The following is a 22,868-nucleotide window of genomic DNA, read 5'->3' on the forward strand; positions in this document are numbered from 1 at the left end:
ATCCCTGCTTTCCTCATCGATTATTCGACTTCGGTCTAACACGCAATAAGTTAACCCGAAACAACCTAGTTAAATTTCATTGAAGGTCTGTACAAATCTACGCACAAACTCATCTGTTGAATATTTATCATGCATAAGTTCTTCGCCTGCATTGCTCGCCAAACTATATTGTGTGGGCTGTTCAGGTAAGGAAAGAATGCTTTGCGTTATTTGCTCTACAGAATCCTTAATAAAATCATCTGAATAAATATATTCACAACCATTCCAATTGAGAATTAAACTAACAGCACCGGCAGCAAATCCGTCAGCAATTGCTAAATGGAAACTTTCAGGCCCAGGAAAACCTTTCGTATTCTCACTGACTGACAGCACAAAACCCACTTCATTTTCAGCTAGCGCTTTTTTGATGTTGCAAAACCCTAAATATTCAACTGAATCGGTCAAGTTATGCTCCGCAATCATAGCGTCACATTTTGCGTAATACTCCATTTCATCTGCATGCTTTTGCAACCATGGAATATCTTGTGGACTTTTACCAAATATTTTTAACCGATATCGACTGTCATGTTGTTTAAGCTGCTGGAGAATTTGAATACCATGGTGAAGCCCTTTTCTGTAGGGAACAATACCAATCAATCCAATGTTGAAACGTCTATCATCGGCTGTGGATTTATCATACCCGCTAATATCAACATAATTGTGAATTAACCGAGATTTAGCACGCGGAATATTCGGAAAGCGTTCAAGCAACCGTTCGAAGAACAGCAATGAAACTGATACTACTGCATCAATATTATGTACATTGATTTGGTCACCAAATTCTCGCCCTAACTCAAAACGATGCATTCTCACAACTAACTTTTGATGAGGTTTTTTACGCTGTGAATACCAAACGGCATTTCCAAGTAGCCATTCACACCAAATGTAATCTGCCCATGCAAGTAACTTTTCACTTTCCGCTTCATTATGATGATTGTGACCCGGCCACTCATCAATTTTCACATCATAAAACTGAGACAAGTGGTCAACTACCGGCAGAATAAATTTAAGATCATATCCTGCAATGAGCAACCTTGGTTTGCATGCATGACAAAACGCTGAGTAATCTCCAGCCATTATGATGCTCTTAAGCGCCTCAATACGTTGATTAAAATTAAACGAATGTATTGTCTTCTGATTTTCTATAAAAAACTGCGATAATTTTTCAAAAAGTGGTTCTGTGACATCATATTTATTATGATAGATCAGACTTTTCAGTGCAGTCTGCAGGCCTATTTTTAATCTTAAAGTGAAATAATCTATTCCGACTTTTGCCAAAACGCCATATAGGTAATTCCACACGAATAAATGGTTTTCGAGCTCTAAAGCACCGTACGTTTGTGTGCTTGATGCCGTGAAAGATGATTTTTTATTATAGATATAGGTAGGATGGGAAAAATATTCAATTTTGTCCGCGGCGATCAACACATCAGCTAGAAAACAGCTATCCTCCCCCATTCGGATATCTTCAGACCAACGAATATTATTATCTACAATAACTGAGCGTTTAATTAAACTACAAGGAATTGTGCTTTGCTTGCCTATAATGAGTTCGATGCGTTCCTTTTTCGTTAAACCTGCGCTCCAGTTGGAAATTTTATTCATTTCCACTTGATGATTGCCATCATCTGCGATCAGGTAACCTCTTACGATACAAGCATCCTTTTCTAATGCGAATGCTAAGAAATCTGAGAGTGTATCAGGTAAAATTTCATCATCACAATCTAGGAAAAATATATAATCACCCAGAGCTGCATTGGTTCCGTGATTTCGAGGTTTAGAAGGTGAACCGCTATTTTTGTCCAACTGCAATACACGCCAATTAGATTGGCTTTGAGCCTCTAACGTCAAATAATCATACGTACCATCGGTAGAACAATCATCCACAAAAACGATTTCAAAACGCTCGTTCGGGATATCCATTTTTCGAAGAGATGTTAAGCACCGCTCAATTTTACCTAATGCGTTGTAGCATGGAATAATTACTGAGATTTCCATTTGATTTCCTAAACTGTATAGGCGGAAAGGCTTTCACCGTCCGTTTGTGTTTTTAACGATGCTAAAAATAAGTCTTTATGACCCGCGATAATATCGTCAACACCCACCGAGGTAAGCTGATAAGGTTCAACATGTGCTGTCGTAATCAAATCGGTATCAAGATAGCTTGCATGTAATAACATTTTGTTTAACCAATCAGCACTTGGTACGTTTTGTGAGGAAAATAATGCAAAATAGCGGCTCTTAATGGGGTCAAATAAACCCTCTTGAGCATGTTTTTGTATGAAACTTTCTGAGGTAACACTAATACCAAAACGATTGAACTCCTGATAGTAACCAGGAACGTCTAAATCAGGAACTTGGCTAGAAACCAGAATCAGCAATGAATAGTTGTTATCCCTTGCAAATCGTTGCTCGTAATATCGCACGGCATCTTTAGCTTCATCGATAGTAGATACTTTTGCAATCAAGGTTACGCTGTTGTCTTCTTCTGCAACTTTATAGCCGATGTTGTTTAAGATATAACGCCAACGTTGTTTATAAGTATGTTCACTTAAAACCTTCGTTAATGCTTTTTCTCTTAACAGTGTCAAATCATCAGGTGTCATGGTCGTCAAACGTTCCGGATCTTTATCTGCAAAGATCACCAAATCACCGAACATTTCATCTACACCTTTGGAATAATTTGAGATGACTAACGTATTAGAAGACATCAATTCAAACACGCGACGCGCAAACATAGTGCTAGATTCTGTCACCGTATTGAAGTTCAAACCATAATATGACGATTTATAAACGATCGGCATTTGGTCATGAGGTTGACCTGGATTGATGTAAGGCAAGTATTTATCTGGCCATATGTGCAACGGATCGGTATCACCATAGTATCTATCATAAATTTCAGGGGTGAATCCGTTACTGATTAGCGAATCTAAAATAAGCTCCATCACTTCACTGCGTTCAATATGATTGGCATACCAACTACCGGCAAATACAATTCTATTGGACCTTTCAACACTCGTCATCGGATTGAATAATTTAGGATTGGTTGCGAAAGGTAATGCAAAAACGTTATTTAGGCCGTATTCCGATTTGTAGCCTTCAACGCATTCTGCTGCTGAAGTAAATACATAATCAAAAAGTGACGCTGTTTTTACAAAGTCATGAATCCTATCAGTAAAATGCGTGGGATCTTCTTTATTCCAGAAAATGGTGGGTATTGCTTTTTCGTTACAATATTTAATGATATCTAACAGTATTGTGCGGTTTTCTTTAGCAAAATTGGTGCTAGCGTAAATCTTCCCTTTCCAAGGGCGTTTGACAGAATCAATACCCGACCATGCAGATTCGCAAAAGAATAACTCAGGGGCTTCATTTTCAAATTGTGCACGCCAATTATCGGGTTCAAGAACAACCGGTTGAAATTCATCTTTAAAACTATTGTATGAAAACTCATCGGCGATTAGCGCCACTTTAATGGTAGATGCATCAACAAGATCACGATTTTTACTTACCTTTGGCTTGCCTAAAGTTTTTTGTAACACCCCACTTTGATAATTAATCTGTGAGCGAAGCATAATCGTATTGCGGATAGCCAATTTGGCGTTGCTCCAAGGCTTAAATGTAACTTTACACATTGCAACATTATCTGGCAGTACAACTGTGAATACGTCAGACGTAATATTTTCAATGCTTTTTTGAACTAAATAACGATACCAAGTTTTTAAATGTTCTGACCAATGTAAGCCATCAATTCCTTTGTTTATCAATTTGCCGTTGCTATCGAAGCTTTCTAGCATCAAAATTCCGCAGCGAGCGTTTTCTTGTAACTTATCAATTTGTTGAAATAAAATTGAGAATTGAAATTGACGCACCCTGCCGATAACTGGCATTGAAAATTCAAGACCCTCTTCTGAAACATTAGCAAACTGAAAGGGTTCAATATCAGGTACTAAGGTGAGCTCGCTTTGGCGTTTTCGTCCTTCTTGAGCTCCATGAGAGATATAATGTAAAACGGGATTCACACCTGCACGTTTCACATCATCGTTATATTTTAAATACCATTCACTATCGAACCAGGCTGCAGGAGAATAACCTTGCTTTCCACCGACCTCTAGAAAGTGTAAAACAGGATTCCGCTTCCATTTACTTTTGTTAGCCACTTCAGGGTAACGCTTCAAATACCATTGCGAATCAAAACATCCTTCATTAACTAATTTTTCAACCCAAACCGACGGTTTCTTTCTATTCACTGTAAAGACGGACTTAAGTCGTCGTAGTAGACCTTTAAAACTCATTAAATTCCCTCAGAAAACACTGTTTAATAACCGCGAACAGCTACTAATGTCTTTTTTATTTTATTCATTTCTAGAAAACCCACGGCATCGCAAGTTTTGAGTGGACATATCAACTTATCAAAAAAGTGGAGTGTAAATTCACCTTGAACTTCGTTTACAAATAGCCCATCTAAAAGCACGTCAGCTTTTTTCAAACTAGTATAAATATTAGCGTAATTTTGTGAGTTAACGACTTTGTAAGATTTAGCTAGGTCGGTATACCTATCTTTATTGTTAAGCTGGATAATATTCTGGCTTTTGGTATTGCTGAATCCAATTGCCGCGTCGTAGAAAAAGGACGAACCACCGACTAGATAGTGACATTCGCTTAAAACTAAAATTTCTGACAACGCAATAGTGTCTTCTAGATCACGATCAATTTCTTTTCGTTTAACCGTAGTGTCAAAAACATAGTCGTTGTGGTTACACCCACACCCCACATCTTGAATATTGTCACTAATAAACAGTACATTTACTTTTCTTGATAACGTTTTTTCAACTAACGTTTTCGTGATCAGTGAATCAGAGCCAATTACCACTGTATCGATATTGGCGTATTCATTTAGCATTGAATTTATCGCTTTACTTATTTCTTCAAAATCGGGAGGTTTGACTCCCCAACGATTAAAATTTTCAAATTCTTTAAAGTAAAGCTCGCCGTTCCCGTGCCTTATATGCAATCCAATGGCATTTTTCCCATCAAATTGATACTTGGCCAAAATCTCATCTTTAGACTTTAAGACGCCTTGAGAAGGGAGCATTCTTTTGTACAGTCGCTGCTTAGTTTCATGAAAACTCTCATCTGAATTGGTAAATTGCTCCAACGCATTACGTGAGAAAAAACTAAACTTCCTTGATTCGTTCTGCCCAGATAACTCGGGAATATGTTGTGCGATATTCCTTTCATGCACATACTTTCTTTCAAAAATGAAATCCCTCAGTGTTGTGGGGGCAAACGTATTGATAAACTGTCGTTGCTGTGGATTAACATGTCCATCTTCAAACAAAGATGCCGGAAAAGATAACACCTTTGCCAAAGAGGCATCTACCAGCGCATTTTTCTGATTAGCTTCATTGCCAATGTACCCAAGCGCCGTAGCGACAACTGAAAGTTTACCTCCGAGTCCGTAAAAATCGGTATGTGAAAATACCATACCACTGGACTGCAACGCTAAACGCTGCCAATCTTCTAAGAATTCATCTTTATCGGCAAAAACGTTTAACGAAGAAAAATCTAGGGTGGTAAAGGCATCAGCTACAACGCGAATTGACTTGGTGGCGACTGAGTTGGTGAAAGATACACTATTTGAATCTGTGGATTTCTCTATTTTGTGGACGCTTTGCCACTCATCATCTATCAATAATTGGATATTTATTGGCAATGAGTTTTGAATATATTCCTGTCGACAATGTAAATCGATTTGTTTTACACGTACAGACACCGGAAAATTGAAACATACAAAGGGCGCATTTTCCTTTTCGGTATGCACAGAGTATCGCTTTGGGTCAACAGAACCGTCTGTAGGCAACCCTTTTTTATACTTTTCCCATTTACTAGACGAACTAGAGTAAAAGTCGCTTAGAAATGAGATATTGAATAAAGACAAATTGTTTTTCCTAAAAATTAAGGTTAGTTAATCCAACCGCATCCACTAACGTCACATCCTTCAAGGCGTCCACATATCCATTAAAGGTTTTATGCTTAACAAGAATGCCCACGACATTGGCAGTCAGCCCTTTCTCGATATCAACCAAGCTCACATTGTCTTTCTCAAGTGACTCAGGTAGTTGGTCGATATTGGGCTCAACAACATAGGTTTGACACCCCAGTGCACTCACTTTTTTAGCAATCTCAAGGGCTGGACTTTCTCTTAAATCGTCGATGTCTGGTTTAAAAGCGACACCAAAGATAGCCACGGTGGACTCACTACGGCTTTTAGTAGGGTTTGCTTTATGCCACTCATTTAATGCTTCAGTAATTTTTTCTAGAACCCATTCAGGCTTACTGTCATTGACTTCACGAGCGGTCTTGATAATTTTCGCTTTATCTGGGGCACTATCCACAATAAACCACGGATCAACAGCAATACAATGCCCCCCAACCCCAGCGCCAGGTTGCAGTATATTGACGCGAGGATGACGATTAGCAAGCGCTATCAACTCCCACACATTGATGTCTAGGTCGTCACAAATCATCGATAATTCGTTAGCAAAGGCAATGTTCACGTCTCGGAAGCTATTTTCGGTTAATTTTGCCATTTCTGCCGTTCTCGCATTGGTCACAACGCAATCACCTTGAACAAAACACTTATACAGGGAAATAGCCGCTTCTGAGCATTTTGGTGTCATACCACCGATAACACGGTCATTTTCTACTAACTCACGTAAAACATGGCCAGGTAACACTCGCTCAGGACAATGGGCGATGCGAATATCTGACTGTTCGCCCACCTGTTGAGGAAACGTTAAATCAGGGCGTGCAATAGCCAACCAATCGGCCATTTTTTCGGTTGCACCAACAGGCGAAGTAGATTCTAAAATCACTAAGTTTCCAGATTTCAAAACAGGCGCTATCGCTTTGGCTGCTGACTCAATATAACTCAAATCCGCTGAATGGTTGTCTTTAAATGGGGTAGGAACAGCGAGAATATAGGCATCTGACTCTTCTGGTGTAAGGGTGGCGCGCAAGTATCCTTCGTTTACAGCTGCATGCACAACCATATCTAAATCGGGCTCTACGATGTGAATGCCACCTTCGTTAATAATATCGACTGTTTGCGGGTTTACATCAACCCCCACTACGTTCAATTTGCGTGAAGCGAAGACAGCTGCGGTAGGCAGTCCAATATAACCAAGTCCGATTACAGATAATTTGGTAAACGTCATTTTATCCCTATAGAATTTTTTGAAGAAGAAATATTAATAATTATTCAGGTTTTTGCAGTGTTGTGAAACAAATCCTTTTAACCTCTACGCTTCCTGCTCCTTGCAGTCGAAAACCAAGTTTAATGGATTCGCAGGCGGCCGGCATTTTAACAGGCATTTTGTGGTTTGCCCAAAAAAATTGATGAGAAATTTGCTCACCCTTAGCGTCTTGATACACTAGCACGAAAGATATACCAAGATTACCTCTACTTTCGAAGTACACATGAGGATGAACATCAGTTTTAGGAATGATCTTCTTTGGGTCAAAAAAGTTAGAGAGGAAGATATAATCATGTTGAGATTCTTCAAGGCCACTTTCTAGAACAAAATCCGATTCTGCATTACCACCAGCTATATAGGCAAACCCTTGCTCTTTCTTTGACTTCAATAAATCAATAGGTGTCAACTCGAATTGAACTTCAAGTAAATCAGCCCACTCAACTCGCTGCTTATCAACAAAAAACTCATCAGTTAGTTCTTTATAGTGGCTAGGCAATAGGCATCTATTACTTGGGGTCAATGTAGCCATTTGCTCAACAGTTGTTTGCTCATGAAACTTATCAAAACATTCTTTCAGCAACTTTCTAGGAACTATGTTCTCTAATAGTTGATTATTTATTAACTGATAGATATCTTCAGTTAAGTTGCTTTTCCCAAATGTTTGAAAAAGCAAAGGGTAATGAAACCAATAAAAAGCGTTCGCTCCCCACGCACGCGTAATTCTGTTAATAAACTCAGTATCGGCACCACGTTTTAGACTTTGGTAGTAACCGATATCTTCGTGTACCGATTTTGTCGAACAAAGTGAAGCAGAACCGTAATGTTCAATGTGATCATCAAAGCAGAGCAGGCGATAGTTTGAATCCACTCTGACAATATTGCCAATATTCGCTTTAACATCTGGAACACTTAATAATGTAGCTTGTAGCTTTGCTCTCTGAGCGCTACTGATATCATCTGCATCGTTGACATAATATATACTGTTCGGTTCCAGTGCCGCAATAACCTGATTACGAATAGCATAAGTCCCTTTGTTATCGGTACACTGATGAAAACCGACATACTTTGCCAAACTAGGCAGTAAACTAAGCAGTAACTTTATTTGCCCAATTGAATTATCGGAGGAATTGTCGTCAACCACTTCGACTCTTACATTCTCGTAAGTCTGCATTAATACAGACCAAATCGCTGCCAGAATATACTGCTCTTTATTGTAACTGGACATCACAAAAATCGCTGGTGGCTTGTTTTTCAATTGATTAAAATTAAGCTTTGGAACTTTTCGACCTACCATAATAAATCGAGGTAAACGAATTCGTGGTAAGGAATTAACATCGAAGCAACTACTTGCATAAACCAAAGGATGTTCTGCAACAGGCTGCAAGTCAAATAACATACAATCCTGATTGCCCGTATCAGAATAATATGGCCAGCGAATTGATAGCTTGTCAGAACTTAACTGGGGAACTGAAACATCGTCTAATATACACCAATTGGAATATTGGTTAGCCTGATATTCTCCAAGAGCTAGAGAGCTTTGTTTTAAGGTCTCTAAGTTACCTAGGCGTCTAATACAATTTTGTGTGGTAAACGCAGAACATTGGTCATCAGTATCTAGTTTAAGTTTAGGGATAAGTTTACCCTCTAAAGCAGCTTTCAAACGTTCAAAGCTTAACAGTACAGATTCAGATAGTAATTTAAGCTTGTCAACTTCGACAGAAACTGAGTTTTGGCCTTTTATTGAGCCACCGAACGCTTCGCAGCTATAAAAAGACGTTAATTCTTCGTTGCGGTTGATATAATAAATGTGAACTAACCCGCTACTTAGACGGCGACAATAATTTACAGCATCGTAAACAAGATAACGACTATCACCGTTGACGACTAAATGATCAAACTTTCCCTGCGACAAAACAGGGTACAATGACAATAGCTGTTTAGGTTTACTGGCCACGAGCACAAAAGAGGTGTTTCGCCCTTTACTAAGCCTTACCAGATAGTCATTAGCGACGTTATCGCATACTAAGTTAGAACTTAATATGACAACAATGTGTTTTTCTTTTCCGCCGACTGTCAACCTTAGTACTCCTTTTTTCTTTTAAGGCACAACGAATTAAAAGTTGTTTTAATCAAACCATGATCTTTTTAGGTTTCTGAAGCCAATTTAACCGCTTAAAGCGCTCACTTCTGACGAGATTATCAAAACAATCGTAAGCTTTCATCCTCTAACACTGTTTTAACCTTGTATAAAACTATCCACACTCTTTTAGGCATTAAATATTTTTAACGTTTAAACCTCAACTTCAAGCTCAAAACTGTCGAACTCCCCTACCATCGGCTTTGAATTTATGGAATTCGTCTAATAGTGCCGGAATGATAAGAATTTTTTAGAACGGAAATTATCAATCAGCCCATACAGATTGGTATTTAGTACACTTCGATAATTAAGACCGTGTAATCGGTTATTGAATTCACACGATTTTTTATATGGACTCACGGCAAATACATAAGTCTTACAGCAGGCTATAACATTCTAATCTGTCTAGTAAAGTCTGGTCGATTCAATCAATAGTACATTTTCAGCCAGTTCCAGCTAAATACAGGAAGAATCCAAAACGATAATTTTTTAACACCTGCCAATTTGTATATTACGAATAATATCTGTATTGATATCATCAAATATTCTCAGATGAAAATAAAGATTTATGCTTGTTAAAAAATCGAGAAATTAGTCTATCAAAAGGGTATTAAATGAATGCGAACTTAAAAAAACGTTACGTTAGTTCTTTTGAAAGGAATTTCATATCACCTTCTCTTGGATATGACTATGCAAAACATCGAGCTTCCCGCAGCCGCTCATAACATTGAACCCAATATTACCTATTTATTATAATCTCTGGAATGAGTTTCCCCCTCCTAGAGCAACCAACGTTTAAACATGCAAGACTCAATTGATGATTCAGCTTTCTGATTAGGATGGTATCAGTAGTTCTATAGCAAAATAGTGATTAATATTAGCATTTACTTATAAAAAACATCTTCCAAGGAGCTAACCTTTTCTGACAGTGTTTCGTAAATTCTTTCGAACTCAGCTTGTTGCTTATCGTTCAGAGGCATTTTTTCGCTTGTCCTACAAAATTTCTGTCCCAAAGCCAGTGTCGTATCAATGTCCAGAAAACGCGAAACTTCATCAATATGATCCCACATTGAGTCATAACGCAAAAACATGATTGGAAATTTAACACTTGCTTCAAGCCAATTATCTAAAAATTCTTCTAACTTAAATAAGTCTTCTCCATGCTCTAAAAATTCTTTGATCGTCCAATCCGGATTTAAAGATCCAAAAACACCATCTATGTTTTTACAGTGCTGGAAGGGCCAAGTCTGAATCCCTTTTCCGCTTTTGCTATTAAATCCATGTCTTTCAGATTTTACCTGCTGTCTCCAGAAAAAAGATTTTATTACCGAATATGGATCGGCATAAAGAAAAACCATCTTAGCTATTTTTTTGTTCTTTAGGTTGCTCGGAAACCTCTCATGCAAATGAATCTTCTCTAACGAGTAATTGCCAGTAGAGCGACTGATTGCCTTTGTTAAATGTTTTGACCCGCAGCCCCCAAAGGAGTTGACTACTATTTGCTGCACATGTCCTCTCCTTAAAAGAATTTCGGTCTTTTCGGGTTAAGCTTGAGCTGTTCATCAAAGTCTTTAAACCCCAGTCGACTCTCGACCACTTGGTATTCTGGAACTGAGCAATCGAATCGTAACAATGCTTCTACACCATTTCTTGTTAACTTGCCATCCCACAACGGTTCTTCAAGTTCAACTATATTCCGGTCTGAAACATATATGTTTTCTAAAAAACTTAAAGACTTTTTACTATGTTGTGAATTATTAATCATCCGAATATCATTATATGACTCTTCATTGCATGTAAAAAAGGTATCTTTTAATACTTTCGCTCGCAAAAACTGATGATGCCAAAAGCCGAACATTGAAGTACTTTCTTGAAGCGAGAATGACATTCCTTCAACGTTCACTTTTTTACCAGTTAACTTTTCACGCCAATTAATCAGTTTAACCCCGTTAGCGAAATCAAAATCACCCCGGTCGATAGCTTTGTAAATGCAGTCAAAAGAAGACAAATCAATATGTGTAGGGAATCTATCGTCAATAGCCCAATAGATCCACTCATCGTCATCACACTGTGCTAAAGTTGACTCCATGCTGCTTAGAATGTCACATTTACTGAGTATGCATTTGATGTTACTTGCAAATTCAAATTTCCTCTTAGTGTGCACATGATTTATTGGCACTAAGAAGTCTAAACATTTAACTCCCAAATCGAGGTAGGTTTTTACTACAAGTTGGGCTAGCCCAACTTGTTTATCGTACGACAGAATAATTGCCTTCATCTACAAAACCTTTTCTTCAAATATTTTTCTTGCATAATTGTACGCTTCGCATTCCAAACTATTTAATTCTTCAAACTCCAACCTATACTTGCTGTAGTCAAAAGAATCAGAAGGGCCAACATTTTGTCTTTTCAGCATTTTACCTGGTGCTTCTTTACCGAGTAAACGAGACATGAATTCAACGCTTTCTTCAAAATATTCATAAATTCCTATAAATTCGAATTTCTCTATCTCTTCTTTATAATTTTCAAAGGACACTATATTAGGAAAATGATTTAGGTAGTTTGGTGAACATTCTTGCAAGTAGGATTCGAAGTTCAATTGTGTTCGAGATCGGGCAGCTTTATACTTGAATTCAGAAACAAATTGAGAGAATGGTTCTCTTAAAATTGTAAAAAACATTTCCACAAAAGAAATGTTATGCCTCACACCAAACCCTCGAAGACAATTAAAATGTCCAAATATGCAACAGCTTCCATGTTCTTTTAAGTGCTTAATTGCATAATCTAAAGTAATAGGTTTCGGTGCACCACCTGTTGGTTCATGGTAATAATGCGGGATAACTCCAGCTCCATACCAATCAAAAAAAACTGATCTTAATGAAGTTCCGGCACACTTTGGGACATGAATAAAAGCGAATGGTGTTGACGTATCTTTTTGCATATTTTTTTAAACTTATTGATAACTAGCTTATAACTAGATATTAGTTTTACTTACTAATGTTTTAATATCCAATACGCCCAGTTCCCAATTTTCAATAAGTGAGACATAATCTTTCTTATCAACAAAAGCTTTATAAACTTTCGCTCCGTATTCATAACTTGGCACATCGTAGTGCCAAGGAGCGACATTAACCAAATTATTTTTGCATTCACCACTCTCATGCCGATACGTACTTGTCCCTAAATAATCATAGAGATCAAAATAGCTTATATTCCTACCAATACTTTGACGAATTGCATCTCGATACATTAGGCGACGTTTCATTTGCTCAAAAGCACTCTGAGGCCTCCACCCAACTCTTAGTGCCTCAGGATAACTCAGAGATTCACGACCTTGGAGAATTTCGTTACTACAATATCTATCTAAAAATCCATGTCTATCTATCATCAAAACTGGAAAATTCATTTGACTTAGTTTTTCAACAACAAGTAGATGACTTTTAATTCTCGTTTCTACTTGGCTTTCATTTTCAATGACTGCTATAGCGTTTGCCCAACTGACAAACAAAAGAATGCCTCTGGCATTTGTCAAATTGTCAAATTCGTTTTCGCACCCTATCCCACCCTGTATTTGTCTTGAATAAATATCACTACTTAGGGAAACATAATTAGGAATATGATTTGTAGCGCAATCCCCAACAATAAGGTGATAATTAGCCCTTCCACTTAATTCCGTTAAGCTGCTTAACTTCACTTAAAAATCTCCTCAAAGTTGGGTTTATGCGAAAGTCTCATTTTATGAAAATAATTTGCTGTAAAGTAATCCAGCGGGTTGTCTTCGAACACGCCATGTCTATTAAAAATCTCCGCTATTTTCGTTACAAAAATAGATCGCAGATAGTTAGCTTTACTAATGTGATTTCCTCTAATTACTTCCGGATCTCTAGGATTTTCACAGAAATATTCAACTGCACTTGCAATTTCATCTTCATTATCCGAACAAACTATAGAATTGTATTCGTCATACCAAAAATCTCTTCCACCTTCTGACTTTGTAGATACTACAGGAACACCACACAACAGATATTCACTAGATGCGAAGCAAGCTCCTTCTTTTTCAGAAAGTATGAGACCGCAACTAGATTGATTAACTTTCTGCGCAACCTCATGGGGAGTCAATGGAGCTTCGTTTCTATATATATGATTTGGTGCTTGGACCTCCTTATTATTTCCATACAGAATTCCAGCAACAAGAGCTAATCTATCAACTTTGCTTGCAAGAAAATGGCGTTTAACTGGAATCATTCTCCCAACATATATCGCTTTATATTTTTTTTCTGTGTTTGGTAAGACACACATATCTTTATTGTAATCTAACCAACAATTTTGATTAATTATATCTCCATAGAAACCAGCATTTGAGAAAAGCTGTTTATCCCTTTCATCGTTATATAAAATATAGAAATTATCAAAATTTAATCCCAAATGTTCAAACATATCTAAAGCATTGTCTAATAAATACTTGGACCAATGAGAACCAAGGATTACGAAAAAGTAGTCGGTTGGTTTAAAGTATTTGTGATAGTGTTCAATCCACTCGTAATTGTGTTGCAAATTTTCGATGATGAATATCCTAACTTTTTCACTTTCGTAGAAAACCCTAAATGGGAAGGCTGGATTGGGCCAAACATAAACTGACTTGTACATTTATAAGCTCCAACTTACTAATTTTTCATGATATTCATAAGCATGTATCAAATGAGTACTCATCTCTTTCAATTTATCACTATTAAACGCAGCTAAATATTTGAAAAGCTCATCATCAATTTTTCCTTCCCAAACAATGCAATGACTGAGGATATCAATATCATTGAAAAATTTTCTTTCGTAAATACCTAAATCTTTTGAAAACAAGACAGGAATACTCCCGACTGCTATCGACTCCCATAGTCTTAAAGTATTTGGACCAGCTCCAATGGGGCATAAAGAAAACTTCGAATCTGATAATATAGAGTTGTAGCGAAATGTCTTTTGATGATGCTCATCTATGTGATGAGAGGCAATTTCTCTACTCAACACCTGCTCTTCATAAACCAATTTATTGAAATGCCACTCGTTACCAAGGTCGACAAAAACATCATCTCTTCCACTTTGTTTTGCTGCTTCAAATAACTTTATACGACTATCGTCAATATAGTGAGGCATATGAGCACCAATGAAAGATGCAAGTAACTTTTTATCTTCAGGTGGCTTTCTCTCCATCCCTTCGCTACGTTCTGGAGTAATATAGTTTACAGCAATTAAAGTCCACCCATGCAGATTAAAAGCGAAGCCTAAATTGCGTTGAGTTTCCTCACTTTTAGAGTTTTTGTGGGATAAATGTAAATCGGTTATTCCAATATCTCTTGCTGTCTCCAAAATTCTAATCCAATGAATGTGCTGGCATACAGAATGGACTTTAAGAGTCAAACTTGCAGTTTTTGCAATATCACGATATTCGCAAATCAATCTCTTTAGCCGAGCTAAATAAGTTTGAGGAAACAGTTTTCTATCAACATAAGTTGCCCAGGGCAAAGGCACATAAACGTTTATTTCGTTGGAAGTAAAATCTATATGTTCACCATGATTAATTGACAAATGGTTTTCATAAGCCTGCTTTTCAGTTGCACAAGGATACTGCCAAAAATTTAAGTCTTCTTTATTTTTAGCTTTCAATGATATCTGGTCTACGTAAGTATCGATAACGGGCGGAATAACGCCATACGCAAGTAATGCCCCAAGTTCTATATGCTCAAAGTTTACAGCATTTGCTAGTTTAATTGTTTGGCTTAAATTATAACCGTTTTTGAAAAAAAGAGTGTCGTCTATCTCGAACACTTCAAAGTTTGCATTACGCTTGAGTATAGACTTCCCGAATTTAAGAGCTTTAACAGTTTGTTCTATTTGGGCTTTTTCAAAACTCACCAGACTTGAAGACTTTGATTCTACTATATTGTTCTCTTGGTCGTGTTGTTTGCGCCATTTTTCTAGAGAGTCATTGATTTTAATTCCCTTAATATTTTTTTTGATCTTTACATATACATCAAACTCTAATTGTGCTGGCACATCTAATTCACTGCCTGGATGAGGGTATGCTACACCACCTAAAATTCTATCATCCAATTTCTTCTTGTAAGTACGCATTTCCGTTTCATGGACGTGATAACTTTTAACCTGTTTACAAGGGTTAAAGACATCCCACCCCAAGATCCCGAATAAATAAGTTATTTTATTATCACATCTTGGTACGCCCATCGGAAAATCCAGTAGTCTCATAAAATCAGGAGACAAGTCACTGTCGCAGGACATAGCCCAAACATCCTGGGACCAATGTGGGTTAGGATGGAGCTCAACGTTGTTACCTTTCACTTCCCATCGACTCAATGCAACAAATCGCTTATCTTTTATTAGAAGTTGTTTGAATATATTTATTGTTTGGTCGAAATAAATATCCGAATTACACAGTACTGAAACACCATCCAAGTTTAACTCTCGTGTCAGTTCTATCCATTTCCTATACGTAGGGCGCTTATCAAGATATAAAGCTGTAACCTTATCATTTTCCACATTTATAGTAGATTCATCATCAATAAGAACAAATAGCCTGTTAATACTACTGTTTTTTATATTCTCAGCTAAACATAGCTCTATTTCTGCTTGTCTAGCGGCGTCACCGCACTGGTAATATGGAAAAAATACATTTATCACTTAAATGTCCTTACTATATTTAAGTCTTTTCACTAAAATTTTAAAGTTTTTTGAGGTTTTAATTTCTTTCGCCAAATCGGGTTCAATCGGTCGGCGTTCGCGCTCTTCAATAACATTTCCAGAACGACCACTATCACCGGTAACTAGACTAGAACTAAAAGTGCTTCGATAGGAACTGTCGAAGGTTAACTCTAGCTCGCTGCATATTAAGCGCATGTGTTTATCAGGATCAGATACAAAGTCTTCGTACTTTAACACAGTACAATATGAATAAATGTCAAGAAACCTAAGCATACGAAAGCAATACTCATCAAAGGTAGCAGGGCTAAACTGCACCCAATCATTTGAAACTAAAGAGATGTATGCATCGATTGGATGTCGAACCGTCACAAGGTTTTTAACATCAAAAATTTCTTTTAAGCAGTCAAATACTACTCCAGAATCATTAATCGTTGTTCCAACGCAAAAATCAATATGAGAATGTTCTCGTAAGACTAATAGACCTCCCTGCTCACGCACAAACCTCTCTGTGTCTTTGATGTTATTTGCAAATAAGTGTTTCGCGAGAGCCTCAACGTCGGGAACTTTTGCATAACGAGCTAAGGTAGTGACGTCTGAAGGCAAATACTTAGGTTTCCCACTAATGTGGTTCATCGACAGTGGATGTGTCTCACTTAATAAAAAAGTATTTGGTAAAGCCGATATACATTTAGAAATTAGAGTACCGCCACTACACGCAAAATGATGAATGATTCGAAGTGTAGGCTTTGTCATCGAACATTTTCGAGAATTAAATTGTGAATCAGACTGTATCGACGTTAGTTTATTTAAGTTGCTTTGGTGATTGCCACTAATATCAATCTCTCCGTGAACTTTTTCGTATTCAGCTATAACCTTGAGAGCTTGATTAATCGAAGTTTTTGTCTTGTCCAGCTTAAAAGTCATACTCTGCAACCTATGTTTTTGAGTTGCTGGATTGGACCTGAGAATTTTCTGAGCTAGTGTTGTTTACACTCAACCACTCCGGATGCTCTAGCTCAAGTTTGCGATAAAGATCTTGGGCTTGAAGTAAACCAAACTTTGTCTCGGTTAGAAGTTTGATTAGTTGCTCTTTACTTTTGAATAATTCTTTATATTCAACTCTTAGGTGGTCAAGATCGGCTTGGGCTTTTGTTTGAAGCATCAATGCCATATCGCTTGATCTCTGGCGATCTTCTAACGACTTTTCCAGTGTAATGATTTTACGCTTCAGATCTTCTACCCATTTTTTACTTTCTTGATGCCAGTGAGTTTGTTCTTCTTTTTGTTTAGTGCAAATTTCAAGTTCGCTTATTAAACGTTTTACTTCTTTAGCATGCTCGGCCTCACTATTTGTCATGCTTTGCTCGCATATTTCCTGCTTTTCTTTTGAAACTTGTAACGTTTTTGCTAACTTTGCAATATTTGCTTCCAACTCAGTAACTTTATTTTTTAAAGTTTCCTCTTTGAGCTCCGAATCTGCTAATCTCCGATCACGCTCATCTTCGAGATTTTTCTTTGCAGTTTTTGCTGAGGCAAGTTCTTTCAACACAGTTTCTAACTTCTTGGCGGCTTCATTGTTATAGGATGCGTGTTTCGTCTCAGTTACTTTGAGCAATGTATGTAAATCTTCAAGCTTGGAGGTACTTGTATTGTAGTCATCTTCAAGCGCTTTAAACCTATTTTCTAGCGCTTGCTTCTCTAATGCTAACGTTTCTAATTTCTTAGTGTTTTGCTGGTTCTCTATTGAAAAAAGTTCTTTTTGTTCAGAAAACTCGGTTTGCATCGACCTCAGTTCATTCGCCAACGCATCTCGTTCGGCTACCGCGTGTTTATTACGCTTCTCCAGTTCAGATTTTTCAATCTCTAAATTATTTTTTGTTTTTTCTAAATTGGTAAGCTCTTTTTTTGCATCATTGAAGTCAGTAAGCAATCTTTCATTAGTGCTATAAAACTCTGCACTTTTATGTTTTGCCACTTCCAATTCCTTGCTCAACACTTTTTGTGACTCATTAAGCTCGTTTAACTTTTTCTCATACGCTTCCTTGTCATTCTTTTGTGCTCTGCTGCTCTCAATTGTTATATTTTCGATTTGCCCCCTCGATTCACTAAGAGTTTTTTCAAGAGCTTCAACCTTTTCGTTATGATCTTGCTCTACCTTGGAAACATAACTCTTTAATTGATTTAACTCACACCAAAGAGGGTTGCGGATCAAATGAGCAACTGGGATGTCCGGATCTGTTGAATCAACACTTTCAATTACAAACCCCTGTTCTTTGAGCTGTTTTATTAATGTATCACTGTCGCTTTCGCCAGCGTATAGAGCCAAACTTGGTATAGGTATATACAATTGGCAGACATACTGCCACGCACTGTTTCGAATTAATGAGTCAATCAACGGCCCATTCTTGTCGAGTAAATCACACACTACGGTAATATTATTTTCGTTACCTGCGAGCAAATTTGAGGCATCATCAAACGTGATACTTTGTGTTTTCATCACCTCTTTTACACTAATACCTGGGAAAAGCTCTGTTAACTGATTAAATGGTGATAACGCGGAAAACTCTGGAAGAGATGCGATATGAAATTCTACATCACCTCCACTTTCTGAAACAACATGGTGTAAAACATCAACTTTTTTTTGACTCTCAAACCGTTTTTTTAAAACTTTGCAAGCATCCTTGTCGCCTTCTACAAATTTCACGTACGTAAACTCTGATAGTTCAAACTTAGGTAATGCCGCTTCACCTGCGCCAAACCAAACAAGACGTTTTGAATCACTCATACTGTTAACCTTTTGAACGGTCATTTTGCATTGTTAGCATCTTAGGCGATGCGCTGCGTCCTTCACTTAAACCAAACTTAATATAGTGAATTAGGGGGTTAATTGACTGCTCAGCCACATCAGGATATCTTTTCAAGTACCAATTTCCATCAAACTGCGGACTAGGGAAGCGTCCTTCGTTTGCCCCAAACTTTAAGTAATGTTCTGCCGGATTTATATCTGACGCTGCTACATCCGGATAGGTTTCAAGATACCACTGGGCATCAAAATACTCCGATGTAAGTAAAAGACCAATATCGCGTTGCAGCTTAGCTTTTTTCTTGTCTATATTTCCGACCGCTTTGACTAATTTGCGAACAGGCTCTGCCGTCTTCCAAAACACAGAGGTTCTGATCTGATCCAATTCAGCATCAACTTGTACTAGTTTATGTTTAATAGAAGAATTTTCGATTAATAACTTTTCATTAGTGATATTAAGTTTTGTTAGTTCTAGTTCTTTGCGCCGCAATAGTTGTGATTTTTCAATACGAAGCTTTGCAAGCTGATCTTCTAATGTGCTATTGCACTTCTGATGGTTTGTAAGTTCACGGTTTAATTTTTCCAGATCCAGTTGAGTACGCTTGAATGATAAATCAGTGTTTTCAAGAGTTTGCTGTAGTTCTAGACTCATATTAACCAAATCCATGTTCTTCAATTCTAAACTTTCCAACTCCTCCTGAACTTGTGCAATATGAAGTAGATACAATTCGATTTCATGGTTTGCTTCAATAAGCTGAGAATTAAGTTTGCTAATTTTATGCTGCGTACTATTCTCAACACTTACTTTATTACGCATTTCTTTTACTAATTGGTCGCGTACCTCCTCATATTCCTCCTGTAAGCATAACATTTGCAATTCGTTCAGTTCTAATTCATGCTCAAAATGTTTTTTTTGTTGAGCAAAACAGTCTTTTTGCAAGCTTAATTCATTATGAAACTCAGTGGACACCAGGTTTACACGTTCCCTATCTCGTTTTAGAGCAGAAAGCGATTCTTCTGTACCTTTAAGCTGCAAAGATAATTTTTCTACTATCTCATTTGTCGCTTTTTCTTCACTTGCTCGTTTGGATTTGGCCGATAGAAGACTTTCGCAATCCATGTCAACTTCGGTACTCTCAGTTATTGGAATACTGCTAGCTGCGAGCCTTGCGTTTAAATCTAAAAGGTCTTTTTCTTGTCTAACAAATTGGCAGGATAAGAGATGCTCAAAATCCTTTTTCAAGTCAATATCAATAGTGAATTGCAAAGGAATCTCGAATTTTTTTAGAATACTAAGTGCGTCAGTTTGAAAAGCAATACACAGTTCAAAGTTAACCAGCTTAACACTGCGTCGATTTTGTTTATAAAACTGCAAAACGCTCTTTGTTTTTTTTATCCATAATGCAGAAGCCTCTTCGAGAGTCAAACCTCGTTGAATATTCGAAGCAATATAGTGTTCGGCCTGTTGATAAAAAATAACGACAGAGAAGTTTGATAGCTGGATTCCCGTTCTGACCAGTTGCTGGGCATCTTCTAGCGCCTCAACAACACAAACTTGTGACCCTTTACCACCCTCACCGCTTAATTGGTTTAGAGATTGGACATTATCTGCCTGAGACAATGCAAATTGTTCCCAAAGCTCTGAATTACCAATAGCAACGATGACTTTCAATGTATATTTCCTATTTTGCTTGCTAGCTTTAAGCAGCCTTTTTAAGTTTTAAGATATTTAGGCCACAGCCTCATAAAATTAAACCCCAAATAATACCTAAACTACTTTCCTATTGCATCAATACAAACGAATATTTGAGACTTAATCGACTTTGTAGTCAGATAAGCACTTTCCACCAAGCCATATTGCTCAAATACCACTCTATCGTTCTCTCAATCCCCGACTCAAACGACTCTTTAGGCGCATAGTTTAACTCTTTATTGGTTTTCGTAGCGTCAATCGCATATCGCCTGTCGTGCCCTGCTCTGTCTGTAACATACGTAATTAAATCTTGTGCTTTTCCGCCAATCGCTTTGGCCGCCAAAGGGTATTGTTTTTTAAGCTTAGAATTATCACGAAATGCCTGATTCATTTTTTCGCAAACTAACTTCACAATATCAATATTAGCCCATTCGTTGTGACCGCCAATATTGTAGTTTTCGCCAATGCGGCCGTTTTTGAGCACAAGTTCAATCCCCCTTGCATGATCTTCAACATATAACCAGTCACGTATTTGCTGTCCATCACCAAAAACAGGTAAAGGTTTATCATTCAAAATGTTGGTTATGATTAGCGGTATCAGCTTTTCAGGGAAATGATAAGGACCATAATTATTTGAGCAATTGCTGGTAGTAACTTCTAAACCATAGGTATGATGATAAGCACGAACTAAATGATCACTAGCAGCCTTACTTGCTGAGTAGGGTGAATTAGGGGCATAGGGTGTATCTTCTGTAAAAGCCGGATCATTAGGTTCTAGCGTGCCATAGACTTCATCTGTGCTGACATGGTGGAAGCGATGTTTAATAGGTGCATTACCGAATTCTACAGGCTGATCAATCCAAATTTTCTTCGCCGCTTTCAGTAAGCTATAAGTACCTATAATGTTCGTTTCGATAAAGGCGTCAGGTCCTGTTATGGAGCGGTCTACATGTGACTCAGCTGCAAAATGCACGATAGTATCAATTTGATGTTTTTGTAATAGAGATTCAACTAAGCTAGTGTCACAAATATTCCCTTCTACAAACACAAAATTCTGATTTTCCTTTAGCGAGGCTAAGTTCTCTCGATTACCTGCATATGTCAGCGCATCCAATACGATGACTTTGTCATTTGGATTGTTCAGCATCCAATACAAAACAAAATTGGCACCGATAAACCCAGCACCTCCTGTTACCAGTAACGCATTATTTTTTTTCATGTTTGATATCTATTAGTTGTTTTTTGCGCGGCTAGTTGTTGAATAACCGTTCGCAACTCTTCACGCCAATGTTTTGGTTGCAATCCATCAAAGGCAGTCTGAAGAGTGGCTTTGTCTAGCACACTATAACTTGGTCTTTTAGCGGCGGTCGCATAAGCACTTGTCGGGATTGGTTTAATCTCAATAGATTTATCCAATAATCCAAAAGCTATTCCATATTCTTGTATTTCCAATGCAAAGTCATACCAACTGCACACGCCTGCATCCGTAAAATGATGAGGTCCGGTCACTTTGTTAATTGCTGCATACATACAGGCTTTCGCCAGGGCTGAAGCGGAAGTGGGTGAACCAATTTGATCGTCAATAATTGACAATTGCGGTTTTTCAGCCATCATTCTTAGCATAGTCTTCACGAAGTTATGACCAAACTCCGAATACACCCAACTAGTGCGAATAATACAACCTTGTTTTGGCGCATATTGTTCTATTGCTTGTTCTCCGGCTAACTTACTCGCCCCATAAACACCGATAGGTGCTTTGACATCGTCAGTTTTATAAGGTGAGCCTTTATCGCCAGAGAACACGTAATCGGTAGATACATGCATTAAAGGCACATTTTTTAGACTTGCATATTGGGCTAAATTAGAAACACCCGTAGCATTGATACTAAAAGCCTGCTCTTGTTCTGATTCGGCTTTATCTACTGCGGTGTAAGCAGATGCGTTTATAATGCCAGTGACATTATGTTTGCTGAGTACTGAGTTAACGTTTTCTGCGCTGGTTATATCGATATCGCGGCGGCCTAAACAAAGCACACTATTATCTAATAGCTTTAATTCTTGAGCTAACTGACCACTTTTGCCGATTACAATGATTGTCATTTAAAAATCATCCATTAATCTGCAACGCGTTATTTAAACGTTGGCGCTGAAATAAAATCCAAGCCATCTTGATCTTTTGCAGAGAGGCTCGGTTTTTCGCCATTAATCAGGGGCCATTCAATACCAATC

Annotated in this window: 16 protein-coding genes; all 16 read right to left on the reverse strand. The window is 37.7% G+C overall.

Annotation, left to right across the window (positions count from 1 at the left end; genetic code table 11):
• Nucleotides 1–69: 69 nt before the first annotated feature.
• The 16 genes from GLIP_RS03435 to rfbD all read right to left on the reverse strand — a co-directional run bounded on the left by GLIP_RS03435 (nt 70) and on the right by rfbD (nt 22,739).
• Nucleotides 70–2,037 carry a glycosyltransferase gene (locus GLIP_RS03435; RefSeq protein WP_008843175.1) on the reverse strand — a complete coding sequence of 656 codons (1,968 nt, stop codon included), beginning with the start codon at nt 2,035–2,037 and terminating at the stop codon, nt 70–72.
• 8 nt (nt 2,038–2,045) lie between these two features.
• On the reverse strand, nt 2,046–4,334 hold the full coding sequence (locus GLIP_RS21270) for a CgeB family protein (RefSeq protein WP_008843176.1): 2,289 nt from the start codon (nt 4,332–4,334) through the stop codon (nt 2,046–2,048).
• A gap of 23 nt (nt 4,335–4,357) precedes the next feature.
• Complete coding sequence (locus tag GLIP_RS03445; protein ID WP_008843177.1) at nt 4,358–5,980, reverse strand: O-fucosyltransferase family protein; 1,623 nt, start codon at nt 5,978–5,980, stop codon at nt 4,358–4,360.
• Between the two features lie 10 nt (nt 5,981–5,990).
• On the reverse strand, nt 5,991–7,259 hold the full coding sequence (gene wecC, locus GLIP_RS03450; RefSeq protein WP_008843178.1) for a UDP-N-acetyl-D-mannosamine dehydrogenase: 1,269 nt from the start codon (nt 7,257–7,259) through the stop codon (nt 5,991–5,993).
• Nucleotides 7,260–7,299: 40 nt separating this feature from the next.
• Nucleotides 7,300–9,375 carry a glycosyltransferase family A protein gene (locus GLIP_RS03455; protein WP_008843179.1) on the reverse strand — a complete coding sequence of 692 codons (2,076 nt, stop codon included), beginning with the start codon at nt 9,373–9,375 and terminating at the stop codon, nt 7,300–7,302.
• Nucleotides 9,376–10,319: 944 nt separating this feature from the next.
• Nucleotides 10,320–10,943: a hypothetical protein gene (locus GLIP_RS03460; RefSeq protein WP_008843180.1), complete on the reverse strand. Its 624-nt coding sequence runs from the start codon at nt 10,941–10,943 to the stop codon at nt 10,320–10,322.
• A gap of 11 nt (nt 10,944–10,954) precedes the next feature.
• Nucleotides 10,955–11,713 carry a hypothetical protein gene (locus GLIP_RS03465; RefSeq protein WP_008843181.1) on the reverse strand — a complete coding sequence of 253 codons (759 nt, stop codon included), beginning with the start codon at nt 11,711–11,713 and terminating at the stop codon, nt 10,955–10,957.
• Nucleotides 11,714–12,376: a sulfotransferase family 2 domain-containing protein gene (locus GLIP_RS03470; RefSeq protein WP_008843182.1), complete on the reverse strand. Its 663-nt coding sequence runs from the start codon at nt 12,374–12,376 to the stop codon at nt 11,714–11,716. It lies immediately after the preceding gene.
• Between the two features lie 33 nt (nt 12,377–12,409).
• On the reverse strand, nt 12,410–13,129 hold the full coding sequence (locus GLIP_RS03475; protein ID WP_008843183.1) for a hypothetical protein: 720 nt from the start codon (nt 13,127–13,129) through the stop codon (nt 12,410–12,412).
• On the reverse strand, nt 13,126–14,082 hold the full coding sequence (locus GLIP_RS03480; protein WP_008843184.1) for a glycosyltransferase: 957 nt from the start codon (nt 14,080–14,082) through the stop codon (nt 13,126–13,128). Before GLIP_RS03480 ends, GLIP_RS03475 begins: the two co-directional genes overlap by 4 nt.
• Entirely contained in the window at nt 14,083–16,122 is a 2,040-nt protein-coding gene (locus GLIP_RS03485) for an exostosin domain-containing protein (RefSeq protein ID WP_008843185.1), read from the reverse strand.
• Complete coding sequence (locus GLIP_RS03490) at nt 16,123–17,067, reverse strand: sulfotransferase family protein (RefSeq protein WP_008843186.1); 945 nt, start codon at nt 17,065–17,067, stop codon at nt 16,123–16,125.
• 10 nt (nt 17,068–17,077) lie between these two features.
• Nucleotides 17,078–18,928, reverse strand: a complete 1,851-nt coding sequence (locus tag GLIP_RS03495) for a coiled-coil domain-containing protein (RefSeq protein ID WP_008843187.1) — start codon at nt 18,926–18,928, stop codon at nt 17,078–17,080.
• A 4-nt stretch (nt 18,929–18,932) separates the two neighbouring features.
• The gene (locus GLIP_RS03500) at nt 18,933–20,618 is read right to left on the reverse strand and encodes a coiled-coil domain-containing protein (RefSeq protein WP_008843188.1); all 1,686 of its coding nucleotides are present in this window, start codon (nt 20,616–20,618) and stop codon (nt 18,933–18,935) included.
• Between the two features lie 157 nt (nt 20,619–20,775).
• Nucleotides 20,776–21,858: a dTDP-glucose 4,6-dehydratase gene (rfbB, locus tag GLIP_RS03505; RefSeq protein WP_008843189.1), complete on the reverse strand. Its 1,083-nt coding sequence runs from the start codon at nt 21,856–21,858 to the stop codon at nt 20,776–20,778.
• Nucleotides 21,855–22,739 carry a dTDP-4-dehydrorhamnose reductase gene (gene rfbD / locus GLIP_RS03510; RefSeq protein ID WP_008843190.1) on the reverse strand — a complete coding sequence of 295 codons (885 nt, stop codon included), beginning with the start codon at nt 22,737–22,739 and terminating at the stop codon, nt 21,855–21,857. Before rfbD ends, rfbB begins: the two co-directional genes overlap by 4 nt.
• Nucleotides 22,740–22,868: the final 129 nt, after the last annotated feature.

The organism is Aliiglaciecola lipolytica E3 (genome assembly GCF_000314975.1).
In the GTDB taxonomy this organism is placed as follows: Bacteria; Pseudomonadota; Gammaproteobacteria; order Enterobacterales; family Alteromonadaceae; genus Aliiglaciecola; species Aliiglaciecola lipolytica.